Below are 13381 nucleotides of genomic sequence, written 5' to 3'. Positions count from 1 at the left end.
TCTACAACGTAAGTAGTGAGCTGGCTAACATGGCGTCTGAAACGATACAATAGCTGCATTCGAAGCAATGGGCAAGCGTTTTCCAAGCCCACAGGCAAGCGTTTTCCAAGAAAGCGTTTCCTCACTGTAAGGCAGCACCTCAGTCGACAAAGGAGTCCCATGACACAGCAGGAAAGCACCCGCCCGTCCAAAGTTTGGAGCAACGTCGGGGGCATCGCATTCGGGGGCGACTACAACCCCGAGCAATGGCCCGCGGGTGTCCGGCTGGAGGATCTGGAACTCATGCAGGAAGCGGGCGTGAATTTCCTCAGCATCGGCATCTTCTCCTGGGCCCTGCTGGAACCCGCGGAAGGGCACTACGAGTTCGGCTGGCTGGACGAAGTCATGGACAACCTCGCCGGGGTCGGCGTTAAAGTGGCCCTGGCCACCGCCACCGCCGCGCCTCCCGCCTGGCTGGTCCGCAAACACCCGGAAATCCTGCCGGTAACGGCTGACGGGACCGTGCTGGGACCAGGCTCACGGCGGCACTACACGCCGTCGTCGGCCGTGTACCGCCGCTACGCCGCCGGGATCACGCGCGCACTCGCCGAACGGTACAAGAACCACCCCGCGCTGGCGCTGTGGCACGTTGACAACGAACTGGGCTGCCACGTCTCGGAGTTCTACGGGGAAGAGGACGCAGCCGCCTTCCGCGCCTGGCTCGAACGCCGGCACGGGAGCATCGATGCCTTGAACGCCTCCTGGGGCACGGCATTCTGGTCCCAGAACTACGGCTCCTTCGACGAAATCCTGCCGCCCGCCGTCGCCCCGTCCACCCTGAACCCGGGCCAGCAACTGGACTTCCAGCGGTTCAACTCGTGGGCGCTGATGGACTACTACCGGGAGCTGGTGGCCGTCCTTCGCGAGGTGACCCCGGACATCCCCTGCACCACCAACCTGATGGCCTCAAGTGCCACCAAATCCATGGACTACTTCAGCTGGGCCAAAGACCTGGACGTCATCGCCAACGACCACTACCTTGTGGCCGCGGACCCGGAACGCCACCTGGAACTCGCGTTCAGCGCGGACCTCACCCGTGGTATCTCGGGGGGCGACCCGTGGATCCTGATGGAGCATTCGACGTCGGCCGTTAACTGGCAGCCGCGCAACCAGCCCAAGATGCCCGGCGAGATGCTGCGCAATTCACTGTCGCACGTGGCACGCGGGGCCGACGCCGTGATGTTCTTCCAGTGGCGGCAGAGCTATGTGGGCTCCGAGAAATTCCATTCAGCGATGGTCCCGCACGGCGGACGGGACACGCGGGTGTGGCGTGAGGTGGTGGAGCTCGGCGCGGCACTGAAACGCCTCGAACCCGTGCGCGGTTCGCGGGTCCAGTCGCGTACCGCCATTGTGTTCGACTACGAGGCCTGGTGGGCCACTGAGATCGACTCCAAGCCGAGCATCGACGTGAAGTACCTGGACCTGCTGCGGGCGTTCCACCGGTCGTTGGTCCTGCGCGGAGTCTCCGTGGACCTGGTGCATCCGTCAACGTCACTGCAAGGCTACGACCTGGTGCTGGTGTGCACGCTGTACGCCGTGTCCGATGAGTCCGCTGACAATGTCGCCGCTGCGGCCGACTCCGGCGCAACGGTGCTGGTCAGCTACTTCAGCGGGATCGTGGACATGCAGGACCATGTGCGGCTGGGCGGCTATCCGGGCGCCTTCCGTGAGCTCCTGGGCGTAAGGGTGGAGGAGTTCCATCCGCTGCTGGCCGGGGTGCAGCTGAAGCTGGGCGACGGCACTGTGTCATCCGTCTGGAGCGAACACCTGCACCTTGCCGGCGCCGAGGCCATCCAGACCTTCACCGAATACCCGCTGGAGGGCATCCCTTCCCTCACCCGCCGGCCCGTGGGTTCCGGGGCTGCCTGGTACTTGGCCACGTTCCCCGATGCCGACGGGATTGAGGCCCTGGTTGACAAACTGCTGGCCGAATCAGGCGTATCCGCCGTTGCCACTGCCGATCCCGGGGTGGAAGTGGTGCGACGCCGGTCCGCCGACGGGCGCAGCTTCCTCTTCGCGATCAACCACACGCGGGCGGATGCCGCCGTCACAGCCGCCGGTGTGGACCTGCTGACCGGTGAGCAGTTTCCGGGTACAGTTCCTGCCGGCGGCGTCGCAGTGGTGGCTGAAAGCCAGGCGCAGCAAGCCGGCAGCCGTACAACTGCGCTTTAAACAACTCCGCCCCGGAAAGGAACCATCGGTTCCCGCCGGGGCGGAGCTGCCACCCGCCGTCGGACATCTGGGTGGGGAGGCACCCACCCATGTTGTCCGGAGCCGTGTTGGCGGTGTGGAGTCCTACTTGCTGATGGCCGACTTCATCTCGTCGGTGGCCTTCTTGCCGGCATCATCCGGGGACAAGCGCTCGAAGAGGACCTCAGAGGTGTAACGCTTGATGATCTCCTGGATGGCACCGGCTCCCTTCGGCGGCGGCGCCGGCGCCTCGCCGAGCTCGTCTTTGATCTGGTCGATGAACTTGACCACCTTGACATCGGCCGGGGTGAGTTTCGGCTGGATCGCAGCCCGCACGTCGGAGTTGGGGTAGACACCCCGGTCAGCGAGGAGGGCCTCGCCGGCTTTGACATTGTTGGTCAGGAAGTTGATGAACTTGGCCGTTTCCTGCGGGTGCTTGGTGCGCGAGGAAGCCGACCAGAACTGCGACGCTTTGTACCAGAGGCCTGCATCAGCGGCAGAGCCGGTCTTGGTGGGGAACCGCAGGATCTTCAGGTCCCCGCCGCTTGCCTTTTCCAGGGCCGGCGCCTGGTTGGACCACCAGAAGGCCATGCCGTTCTTGCCTGTTGCCAATCCGCTCTGGTCAAGCGGGGCAGCCTCGGCTTCCACTACCTCGGATGCGGATGGGACTGCTTTCTTCTGGCTCAGCTGCTTCAGGAATGCCCACCACTCGGCGATGTCGCTCGGCTCGAAGCCCAGCTTTCCATCGGAGGTATACAGGGATTTGCCGTTCTGCCGAAGCCAGACACCCAGGGACGCCTCGTCAGTTCCATAGGCTGCAGCGCCGTAGGTCCCCTTGGGCGACTTGGCGGTGATCTCAGCGGCAATGCGGCCAAAGTCGTCCCAGGTCCACTTGCTATCGTCCGGGAGCGGAACCCCGGCAGCCTGGAAGACGGCAGGATTGGCCAGGATGGTGGCCGCGTTAATGCCGGCGGCAATCCCCGTCAGCCCCTTCTCGCCCTTGCCTGCGTTGAGTGCTGCCTCGTCCAGCTTGGAGGTGTCGATGTCGTACTTGGACAGGTCAAGAAGGGCGCCGCGGCTGGAGTACTCCGTGATGTACTTCTCGTCCATCTGAATGATGTCCGGGGCATCGTTGGCTGCCACCTGCGTGGCCAACTTGTCCCAGTAGCCGCTCCAGTCCCCAAACTCCGGCTTGATCTTGATCTTGGGATTTTCGGCTTCGAACTGCTTGATGGCTTCCTGCGTCAGTTGGGCGCGTTTGTCGCCGCCCCACCAGGAGAAGCGAAGCTCAACGGTTCCGTCAGCGTTCTGCGGAGCGGCTCCCCCGCCGCAGGCGCTGAGGGCAAGGACGGCGGCGACGGCAGCGGCGACCGCACCTGCTGTACGGGTTCGGCGCAATGGGCGTGAAGGTGGTACCCCTGCCGGCTGCTTGGCAGCGGATGCAGGACGGGGAAATAGCGGCACTGTGTAACTCCGATCTTCTTTGATCCAGGTGCGGTGATGTTGGGGCTGGCCGGTGGCATGGCCGTCGAGGTTTCGAAGGCCGGCCACAGTCCGCGAAAGCGCTTTCTGTACCTAATGCTACAAGTTCATTACTTGTATTACAAGATGCGGACGAAATGCCCCCGTCCCGTGACGCACGAACGGCCCGTCGCTGGCGACGGGCCGTTCGAACAGATAGTGCAGGGTGGTACCGCGGCGACGGGCGAGGCCTGCCGTTATTTGATTCCGGTGGTGGCGATGCCCTTGATGAGGAACCGCTGGCCGAAGAGGAAGACCAGGAAAACCGGCAGCAGGGACACGATGGACATGGCAAACAGGGAGCCCCAGCTCGTGGCCGACTGCGAATCCACGAAGGCCCGCAGGGCCACCGGAACCGTGAACATGTCCGGGTCCGTGAGGTAGATCAGGGCGCCGAAGAAGTCGTTCCAGGTCCAGATGAAGGTGAAAATGGTGGTGGTGGCCAGGGCCGGCACCATCAGCGGCAGAATCACGCGAAGGAAGATGCGCGGGTGGCCGGCTCCATCGATTCTGGCGGCCTCGTCAAGCTCCTTGGGGATGCCGCGGATGAACTGCACCATGAGGAAGACGAAGAACGCATCCGTGGCGAGCAGTTTGGGGACGATCAGCGGCCAGAAGGTGTTCACCCAGCCGATCTGCGAAAACAGGATGTACTGCGGAACGATCACCACGTGGAACGGGAGCATGATGGTCAGCAGCATGATGCCGAAGAACAGCTTCTTGGCGGTGAACTGCAGGCGGGCGAACGCGTAGGCAGCCATCGAGCATGAGACCAGGTTGCCCAGGATCGATCCAATCACCACGATCGCGGAGTTGATCATGTAGTGGCCGAACGGATGGGTCAGGGCCGACCATCCGGACGTGTAGTTGCTCATTTCCAGGCTGTTCAGCCACAGGCCCGGTTCACGGAAGATCATCTCGTTCGGACGCAGCGAGGACACCACCATCCACAGCAGCGGGTAGATCATCAGCGTGCCGGCGAGGATCAGAATGCCGTGCTTCATCAGCGATTTGCTGCGCTGGGCACGGCTGAAGGCCAGGGTTCCCCGGGACTCGCGGACCCTGGGCTTGCGGTTCGTAGGCTTGCCGGCGCCCCCGGACTTCTTCTCCGGGGTGGGCAGCGTCTCAAGCTTAGTCGTCATAGAAAACCCAATACTTAGAAGCGATGAAGTTGATGGCGGTGAAAACGCCGATGATAAGCAGCAGCACCCACGCCATGGCTGAGGCGTAGCCCATGTCGAACTGGCCGAAGCCCTTTTGGTAGAGGTACAGGGTGAAGAACATCGTCGAGTCGGAAGGTCCGCCGTTGCCGCCGGAGACGATGAACGCCTGGGTGAAGGACTGGAACGAACCGATGATCTGCAGCACCAGGTTGAAGAAGATAATCGGGCTCAGCATCGGCATGGTGATCCGCCAGAACTGCTGCAGCGTGGTGGCACCATCCACCCTGGCCGCCTCATAGTACATATTTGGGATCTGTCGCAGCCCCGCGAGGAAGATGATCATGGGAGCGCCAAAGGTCCAGACGTGCAGCAGGATGATGGATCCCAGGGCGGTGCTGGGATCCGAGATCCAGCCGGGACCCTGGATCCCGAACATGGCCAGCACCTGGTTGACCAAGCCCGTGGTACCGAAGATCTGCTTCCACAGGATGGCGACGGCCACCGAACCGCCCAGCAACGACGGAAGGTAGAACACCGAGCGGTAGAACGGAAGGCCGCGGAGCCCCTTATCCAGGACGAGCGCGATCAGCAGTGCAACAGCCAGCTGCAGTGGAACACCCACCAGGACGTACGTGAACGTAACCCGCAACGAGTTGTGCAGCCGGGCATCGCTGAGCATCCTGGTGAAGTTGTCCAGCCCCGTCCATTCAGGCGGCTGCAGCAGGTTGTAGTCCGTAAAGGACAGGTAGAGGGACATCAACATGGGGCCGATGGTGATGGCCACCAGGCCCACCAGCCACGGGAGCAGGAAGATGTAGGCGGCCTTGTTGTCCCGCCTGTTGGCCTTCTTCTCCTCAGCGGTGGCTTTGCCCTTCCGCCGGCTCAGCGAAGACAGTTCGCTGATGGCGCTCACGGTTGCTGCTCCGTCACGGACAGCAGGCACGCTGCGGCCGGCAACTGGGCCGGACGGCGCGTCCTGGGAATATGTTTTGCGGCCATGTGGTCTCCTTCGGTCATCGTGGCCTCCACGTTTCGGTCATCGCCAGGCGATGGGGGATCGGGACTCCCTTTGCGGGCCCGCTGCATGCCCGCCAGGGCTGGAGCGGTTCCGCCCGCCGGGAGCGTCGTTTTAGAAAGCGGCTCCGTACCAAAGTAAACGGTTTCTTGACTCCTGTACAGCCCTTTGTTAGTTTTTGAGAAAACGTTTTCTGTTACATGTGGCAGGGGGACGTGACTACCAAATATGAGGAAACAACAATGAGGTTTGGTCTCAGGAAATCGGTAATGGGAATCACCGGCGCCGCCGCCGCACTGGCTATGGTTCTTACCGGCTGCGGCAACAGCCCGCAGGCCGGGAAAGTAGGGACTGCGGAGGATCCCGTCACGATCCGGTTCGCATGGTGGGGCAACGACTCCAGGGCAAAGACCACCATGGAGGTCATCAAAGCCTTCGAAGCCGCCAACCCCACCATCAAGGTCCAGGGCGAGAACACCGAATTCAGTTCCTACTGGGACAAGATGGCCACCCAGATCGCCGGCGGAACCACCCCGGACGTGATCGCCATGAGCGGCGCCTACCCCAGCGAATACTCCAGCCGCGGCGTCCTCCTGGACCTCGACAAGGTCAAGGACCAGATCGACACCTCGAAGTTCGCCGACGGGACCGTTGACCTGGGCAAGATCAACGGAAAGCAGTACACCATTACGGCGGGCGTCAACTCCATGTCCATGGTCCTGGACCCCAAGGTCTTCGAGGCCGCCGGGGTGCCGCTGCCGGACGACGAAACCTGGACCTGGGACGACTACGCGCGGATCGCCGCGGAAATCACCAAAAAGTCGCCCGCCGGCACCTTCGGCACGACCCCCATGGCCAACGACTCCTTCCTTGCCGTCTGGGCGCGCCAGAATGGCCAGGAGCTCTACACGGACGACGGCAAGAAAATGGGCATCAGCGAGGACACGCTCGCCAAGTGGTTTGAGCTCAACAAGAAGCTGATGGAAACCGGAGGCGCCCCCTCCGCGTCCCAGACCGTTGAGGACGGTTCCGCGCAGCCGGAACTGACGCTGATGGGACAGGGGAAACAAGGCATGAAGATTTCCTGGAGCAACCAGATGACGTCCTACTCGGGTGCACCCCTGGTCATGGCCAAGCTGCCGGGTGAGAGCAAACAGCCTGGCGCCTGGCTGCGGTCCTCGATGGAATACGCCATCTCGTCCAAGTCCGCGCAGCCCAAGGAAGCGGCCCTTCTCATCAACTACCTGGTCAACAACATGGATGCAGCGTCCAAGATCAAGAGCGACCGGGGCATGCCTGCCAACACCGAACTGAAGGCGGGCATCACTCCACTGCTGAAGGAAACACAGCAGAAGGAGGCAGCGTACCTGGACCGCATCGCCGCCCTGAAGGTCGAGGCCCCCAAGCCGTTCCCGGCAGGATCATCCGCAACCCTGGAAGTTTTGAACCGTTACAACACGGATGTACTCTTCGGGAAGATCTCCCCAAGGGACGCAGCCAAGGGCATGATCTCCGAGGTTAATCAGAACCTCGCGTGAACCGGACCGACCGCGCTGTAATAGCAGAATCACCGCCGAAAGGAGGCAGGCTGGATGACCCCGACAGCACGCCCCAGTGCCATTGCCGGCTATGAAGACTGGCCTGCCTACGTCCGGAACCATCCACGGCATCAGGCCTCCGCCCCTCCTGCGCAGGAGTTCTCGGACGCCTTGGGTGTTCCCGGCGCATGCGCACCTTCCGGACTAACCGTGCACTGGGAGGAAACGCACGACGGCGCCACCACCTCCCAGCTCAGCTGGCAGTTGGGCTTCGGCCCACGGACCACGGGCTGGCTGGTCCGGCCGGCCGGAAGCTCCGGGCCCCTGCCGGGGGTCCTGGCGCTGCACTGCCACGGCGGCAACAAGTTCGGCGGCGCCGACCGGCTGGTGGAACTGCCGAACAACCATCCGTCGGCGGCGGCAGCCCGCGCCGGCCACTACGACGGCCACGCCCTGGCCACCGACACCGCTCGCCGCGGCTTCGCTGTGCTGGCCCATGACTCTTTCGCCTGGGGCAGCCGCAAATTCGACCTTTCTGCTCCCCCCTGGCGCACTTCCGCCGCACTGGACGCGCGGCGGGCACAATGGCGGGACGACGGCGTCGTACCTTCCGACGCGGACGATTACAACGCCGCTGCGGGCTTTCACGAGGACACGGTGGCCAAGGCCGCAGGGCTGCTCGGCAGCAGCCTGGCAGGCATGGTGGCACACGACGACCTCGCCGCGCTGGACATCCTGGCGTCCCTGCCGGACGTCGACCAGGACAGGCTGGGCTGCATCGGATTCTCCGGCGGCGGCGGCCGTTCCCTGGCCCTGGCAGTCCTCAGTCCGCGTATCCGGGCCGCCGTGGTGTCCTGCATGATGACCACCTTCGAGTCCCTGCTCCCGGCCTACCTGGACGCCCATTCGTGGCTGCTGCAGACTCCCGGGCTGTGGAAGCTGGGCGACTGGCCCGAACTCACCGCCCGCGCAGGAGCCGCCCGGTTCCTGGTGCAGTACGCCCTGGCCGACGATCTCTTTCCGGAAGACGGAATGCGCCAGGCGCACCGGATACTGGAATCCCTGTACGGGGGCACCGACAGGTACACGGGCAGCTTTTGGCCCGGCGGGCACGTCTTCACCGCGCCCATGCAGGACGAAGCCCTTGAGTTCCTGGCCAAGACGCTGGCCTTCTGACCCTCTTCCACAACCTCCCCAAGGACCCACGTGACCACACAGCATTCGGCGGAATCCACACACCGGCAGCCCCCGTCCACAGACCTCCCCAGGGTGGCCCTGGTGGGCGTGCACGGCTTCGGCGAGCGGCACCTTGCCAACCTGGCCCGCCTTGAACAGGCAGGCGCCCTTGAACTGGTGGCCGTCGCCGATCCCAACCCGCCGCAGCCCGGCAGCCTGGCCGGTTCGGTGGCTGTGTACCCGGACATGGACGGGCTGCTGGCCGCCCAGCCGGGCGTCGACGTCGTCATCATTGCCACCCCCATCCAGACCCATGCTCCCCTGGCCCTCGCCGCCCTGTCAGCGGGCAAGGACGTGTATGTGGAAAAGCCGCCGGTAGCATCCCTCGCCCAGTTCCAGGACGTGCTGGCAGCCGCCGGGAAAGCGGGCCGCCTGGTCCAGGTAGGCTTCCAGAGCCTGGGATCGCACGCCCTGCCCGCCATCAGGGACCTGGTGGCCGCCGGGGACATCGGCACCGTCCTGGGCATCAGCGCCACCGGCCAGTGGCTCCGGACCACGGCATACTTCAAGCGCTCGCGCTGGGCCGGGAAGCGCAGCCTCGACGGCGTGGACGTGGTGGACGGCGTGGCCACCAATGCCCTGGCACACGCAGTGGCCACCGCCCTGCATCTGGCCGGGGCACCCACCCTGGCGGACATTGCCTCCGTGGAAACGGACCTGTACCGGGCCAACCAGACCGAAAGCGACGACACCTCCGTGCTGCGCGTCCGCACTTCCCAGGGAACCACGCTGCTGTGCGCCCTCACGCTCTGCGCCCCGGAACAGCTGGACCCCACCGTGACCGTGCACGGAACCCTGGGTGAAATCACCCTTTCCTACACCAGCGATGAGGTGGTCATCACCACGCCCGACGGCGAGCGCCGGGAGACCTACGCGCGGACGGACCTGCTGGAGAACCTGCTCGAGGCCCGGGCCACGGGGGCTCCCCTGCTCTGCGCCCTTGAGGACACCGGCGCGTTCACTGCCGTCCTGGAGGCCATCCGCACCTCTCCGGCACCGGCCCCGATCGACGCCCGGTACGTCTCCTGGGAGGGCGGGGGCGACGACGCCCACCCCGTGGTCCCGGGCATCACCGACCTGATGGCCCGCGCCGTCAAGGCGCAGGCAACCTTCGCCGAACTCGGCGTCCCCTGGGCCCGCCCGCTTCCGCCGGTCCGGACGCTGACCGTTGGGGGCCGACCGGTGGCGGACTACCAGGACGGCAGCCACATCCGTGCAGTGTCCTCCCCCCGCCCCTACCTGCACCCGGTCCGGACACTGGCCGGAACCGTGGTGACGGACCACCAGCCGCTGGACCACGTGTGGCACCTGGGGGTTGGGGTGGCGCTGCAGGACGTGGACGGGGTGAATTTCTGGGGCGGCCGCACCTATACCCGGGAAGCCGGGCAGTACGTCTGGCGTCCTGATCATGGCAGCATCGTCCGCACCGCCACCACGGCGGTGCAGGCCGACGCCGGCGAAGGGCGTGCGGGCAAGCTCCAGGAAACCCTGGACTGGAACGGGCCCGACGGTGCCCCCATCCTGGTGGAGGAGCGCTCCTGGGCGTGGTCCGGCGTCGCGCCCTCCATCTGGCGGCTGTCCCTCGACTTCGCGCTGTCCCCCGCCGGTGACAAGCCGGTCAGCCTGGGCAGCCCGGGATCGAACGGACGCTTCGAGGGCGGTTACGGTGGCTTCTTCTGGCGCCTGCCCCCTTGCGGTGACGCCGCGGTCTGGACGCCCGCCGGTTCCGGCGAGGCGGAGACCCACGGAAGCGTCACGCCCTGGCTCGCCTGGTCAGGAAAGTTCGACGGCGGGCCCGCCACCCTGGTGTTCGTCGCACCGGAAGGGTCCACGGATCCCTGGTTTGTCCGGGTGGACGGCTACCCCGGAGTGGGCCAGTCCCTGGCATGGGACGCCCCCGTGATGGCCCGGCCGGGCAGTCCCGTGCGGCGGCGCGTCACCGTCTTTGTGGCCGACGGAATCCTGTCCACAACCGACATCGAAGATTTGACCAACCAGCAGGGGGAGCCGTCGTGAGCCAAACAACAACATCAGCCGTTTCCGGGCGGGAGGCGCGGGTGGCTCCCGGGTCCAGGACGGACCGGGCCATCAAGCGCCAGCGTGTCCTGGACATTCTCGACGCCGCCGGGTATGACTCCGTGCTTCTCACCACGAACACCGCCCTGACGTGGTACCTGGACGGCAGCCGCGTCCACATCAGCCTGGCCGGCGATCCCATCGCCGCCCTGCTGGTGGACCGGGACGGCGACCACCTGGTCACGTTCAACAACGAAGCCGGCAGGATCGCGGCCGAGGAGCTTCCCGGCGGCGTCAACCTGCACACCGTGCCCTGGTACGGGAACCTGCACCAGGCCGCGGCCGCCGTCGGAAACGGCTCCCGGCCGCTGGCGGAAGCGGACGTCTCTTCGCAGCTGCGGGCCGCCCGCCAGCGGCTCCTTCCCGCTGAAAGCGCCCGCTATTCCACCCTCAGCGCGGAACTGGCCGCCATGATGACCGATGTCCTGTCTGCCGCCCGCCCCGACACCACGGAATTCGAGCTGGTTTCGGCCCTGGCGGGCCGGGTGGTGGCCGCCGGCGCGGAGCCGCTGGTCCTGCTGTGCAACGGCAGCTCCCGCACCACCTTCCGGCACCCGTTGGCCACGCACTCCCCCCTCGGCAGGCGTGCCATGGCCGTCGTGTGCGCCCGCCGCGACGGCCTGGTTGCCAACATCACCCGCTGGATCAGGTTCGACGCCGGCACCCCGGAAGAGCGCGACGCCGAGGCGCGCATCGCGGCAGTGGAAGCGGATGTTTTTGACGCCACCGTCCCGGGAGTCGGGCTGGACAGGATTTTCGCCGAGATCCAGGCATCCTACGTGCGGCACGGTTTCGGGGCGGACCAGTGGGAGCAGCACCACCAGGGTGGTCCGGCCGGCTACGCGGGCCGTGACCCGCGGGTGACATCCGAAGCCACCGACACTGTGGTGCTGGACCAGGCCTTCACCTGGAACCCTTCCGGCCCCGGCGTCAAGATCGAAGACACGGTACAGCTCACGGAATCCGGACTTCGAGTGCTCACCGTGGACCCGCGCTGGCCTGTGGCCACCGTGAATGGGCTGGACCGGCCGGTGACGCTGCAGCTGTAAGGCGCTTCTGCAGGCATCACGTAAGCCCCGGGACCTTGCGGTCCCGGGGCTTAGTTGATGGTCCTGCCGGCCCTTGGCTTACGGAAGCTGCAGTTCACCGTCCACGCGGCGCGGGATGCCCAGGGGGTTGTCCTCACGCAGTGCCGGGTGCAGCACTGCCTCCGGGGCGTCCTGGTAGGCCACCGGCCGCTGGAACCTGCGGACCGCCGTCGCGCCCACCGAGGTGAACAGTGACGTGGTGGCCGGGTACGGGCCACCGTGCTGCTGGGCCCAGTTGACGGCCACGCCCGTGGGCCAGCCTTCGAACAGGACGCGTCCTGCAAGTCCGGACAGCTGCTCCACCAGGCCTGCGATGTCCTCACCGGGCTGGGCGTGCAGGGTGCCGGTCAGGCTCCCCGGGACCTTGGCCAGGACGGCGGACAGTTCGTCCTGGCCCGTGTATTCGATGAGGATGGTGGTGGGGCCGAAGCACTCCTCCAGCAGCTGCTCCGGGCGTTCCAGCACCTTGGCGGCGGTGGTGGAGAAGACCACCGGAGCGGCGCCGTTGGCGGCCGCGTCCTGGTCCACGGTGCCGCTGACCACCTCCACGCCGTCGACTGACGCGAAGGCGCGCAACCCGTCCGGGTAGGCTTCCGCGATCCGGCTGGTGAGCATGCCCAGGGCTGGCTTGTCCTTGCTGGCCTCCGCCACGGCCCCGGCAAACTGCGTCCCCGCGGGGATGAACACCAGGCCCGGCTTGGTGCAGAACTGGCCCGCCCCAAGGGTGAAGGAGCCCGCCAGTCCGGCGGCGAGTTCCGCGGAGCGTGCCTCCAGTGCCGCCGCGGTGATGACCACGGGGTTCAGGCTCCCCAGTTCCCCGTAGAACGGGATGGGGTCGGGGCGGGAGGTGGCAAGGTCGAACAGGGCCCGGCCGCCGGGGATGGACCCGGTGAAGCCCACGGCCTTGATGGCGGGGTCCTGGACCAGGGCTGTTCCCACTTCACGGCCGTGGACCAGGGCGAACAGGCCGTCCGGTGCACCCGCGCCGCGAAGCGCCTCCGCCACGATCTCCGCCGTGCGTTCGGACAGCCGCAGGTGGCCTGAGTGTGCCTTGACGATGACCGGGCACCCGACGGCGAGGGCCGAGGCGGTGTCACCGCCTGCCACGGAGAAGGCAAACGGGAAATTGGAGGCGGAAAAGACGGCAACAGGGCCGATGGGCTTGAGGATCCTGCGGAGGTCAGGCCTGGGCGGGGTGGCAGCGGGATCCGCGTGGTCGATGATGGCTTCAAGATAGGAACCCTCAGTGATCACCCGGGCGAACAGGCGCAGCTGGCCGGTGGTGCGGGCCACCTCCCCCGTCAGCCGCGGGGCACCCAGGCTGGTCTCGGCGTCCGCGATGTCCACCAGTTCAGCAGCATTGGCGTCCAGGGCGTCAGCCACCGCGTTCAGCCAGCCGGCGCGCTCTGCGTCAGGGGCTGCGGCCGAGATCCTGGCTGCTGCTGTGGCCGCAGCGGTGAGCTCTGTCAGGGAAAGCGTTGCAGTTGTCACGTCAGGTACCTGTTCGTCGTATGG

At 66.0% G+C, this 13381-nt stretch carries 9 protein-coding genes; 5 read left to right on the top strand and 4 right to left on the bottom strand.

The features are described from left to right. Window positions 1–159 precede the first annotated feature (159 nt). The gene (locus AC6JAM_RS12445; protein WP_497934785.1) at window positions 160–2211 is read left to right on the top strand and encodes a beta-galactosidase; all 2052 of its coding nucleotides are present in this window, start codon (window positions 160–162) and stop codon (window positions 2209–2211) included. A 123-nt stretch (window positions 2212–2334) separates the two neighbouring features. On the opposite strand, the gene AC6JAM_RS12440 is transcribed toward AC6JAM_RS12445, so the two are convergent. The 3 genes from AC6JAM_RS12440 to AC6JAM_RS12430 form a co-directional block, all read right to left on the bottom strand. Further along, window positions 2335–3693, bottom strand: a complete 1359-nt coding sequence (locus tag AC6JAM_RS12440) for an ABC transporter substrate-binding protein (RefSeq protein ID WP_134164126.1) — start codon at window positions 3691–3693, stop codon at window positions 2335–2337. 254 nt (window positions 3694–3947) lie between these two features. Next, window positions 3948–4892 carry a carbohydrate ABC transporter permease gene (locus tag AC6JAM_RS12435; RefSeq protein WP_018768928.1) on the bottom strand — a complete coding sequence of 315 codons (945 nt, stop codon included), beginning with the start codon at window positions 4890–4892 and terminating at the stop codon, window positions 3948–3950. Continuing rightward, window positions 4882–5826, bottom strand: a complete 945-nt coding sequence (locus tag AC6JAM_RS12430) for a carbohydrate ABC transporter permease (protein WP_018761806.1) — start codon at window positions 5824–5826, stop codon at window positions 4882–4884. The genes AC6JAM_RS12435 and AC6JAM_RS12430 overlap by 11 nt, the downstream gene beginning before the upstream one ends. Window positions 5827–6197: 371 nt before the next feature. Here AC6JAM_RS12430 and AC6JAM_RS12425 point away from each other — a divergent pair, with 371 nt between their 5' ends. Genes AC6JAM_RS12425 through AC6JAM_RS12410 form a run of 4 tightly spaced genes read left to right on the top strand, consistent with a single transcriptional unit; the run spans window position 6198 to window position 11827 of the window. Beyond that, window positions 6198–7466: an ABC transporter substrate-binding protein gene (locus AC6JAM_RS12425; protein WP_497934784.1), complete on the top strand. Its 1269-nt coding sequence runs from the start codon at window positions 6198–6200 to the stop codon at window positions 7464–7466. Between the two features lie 54 nt (window positions 7467–7520). After that, window positions 7521–8642 (top strand): acetylxylan esterase, encoded by a 1122-nt coding sequence (locus AC6JAM_RS12420; RefSeq protein WP_497934783.1) that lies wholly within the window; start codon window positions 7521–7523, stop codon window positions 8640–8642. A 30-nt stretch (window positions 8643–8672) separates the two neighbouring features. Further along, window positions 8673–10718: a DUF6807 family protein gene (locus AC6JAM_RS12415; RefSeq protein ID WP_497934782.1), complete on the top strand. Its 2046-nt coding sequence runs from the start codon at window positions 8673–8675 to the stop codon at window positions 10716–10718. Beyond that, window positions 10715–11827, top strand: a complete 1113-nt coding sequence (locus tag AC6JAM_RS12410) for a M24 family metallopeptidase (protein ID WP_497934781.1) — start codon at window positions 10715–10717, stop codon at window positions 11825–11827. Before AC6JAM_RS12415 ends, AC6JAM_RS12410 begins: the two co-directional genes overlap by 4 nt. A 78-nt stretch (window positions 11828–11905) precedes the next feature. Here the strand turns inward: AC6JAM_RS12410 and AC6JAM_RS12405 are convergent, their stop codons facing one another. Beyond that, window positions 11906–13357 (bottom strand): aldehyde dehydrogenase (NADP(+)), encoded by a 1452-nt coding sequence (locus AC6JAM_RS12405; protein WP_018768933.1) that lies wholly within the window; start codon window positions 13355–13357, stop codon window positions 11906–11908. Window positions 13358–13381 lie beyond the last annotated feature (24 nt).

The sequence above is a fragment of the Arthrobacter sp. GmRoot5-12 genome, from assembly GCF_059739365.1.
The sequence above is the reverse complement of the archived record's forward strand: the minus strand, read 5'-3'. Positions and strand labels throughout refer to the sequence as shown.

Coding starts and splice junctions, on each gene's coding strand:
- AC6JAM_RS12445 (WP_497934785.1), top strand. CDS start 160: ATGACACAGCAGGAAAGCACCCGCCCGTCCAAAGTTTGGAGCAACGTC.
- AC6JAM_RS12435 (WP_018768928.1), bottom strand. CDS start 4,892: ATGACGACTAAGCTTGAGACGCTGCCCACCCCGGAGAAGAAGTCCGGG.
- AC6JAM_RS12425 (WP_497934784.1), top strand. CDS start 6,198: ATGGGAATCACCGGCGCCGCCGCCGCACTGGCTATGGTTCTTACCGGC.
- AC6JAM_RS12420 (WP_497934783.1), top strand. CDS start 7,521: ATGACCCCGACAGCACGCCCCAGTGCCATTGCCGGCTATGAAGACTGG.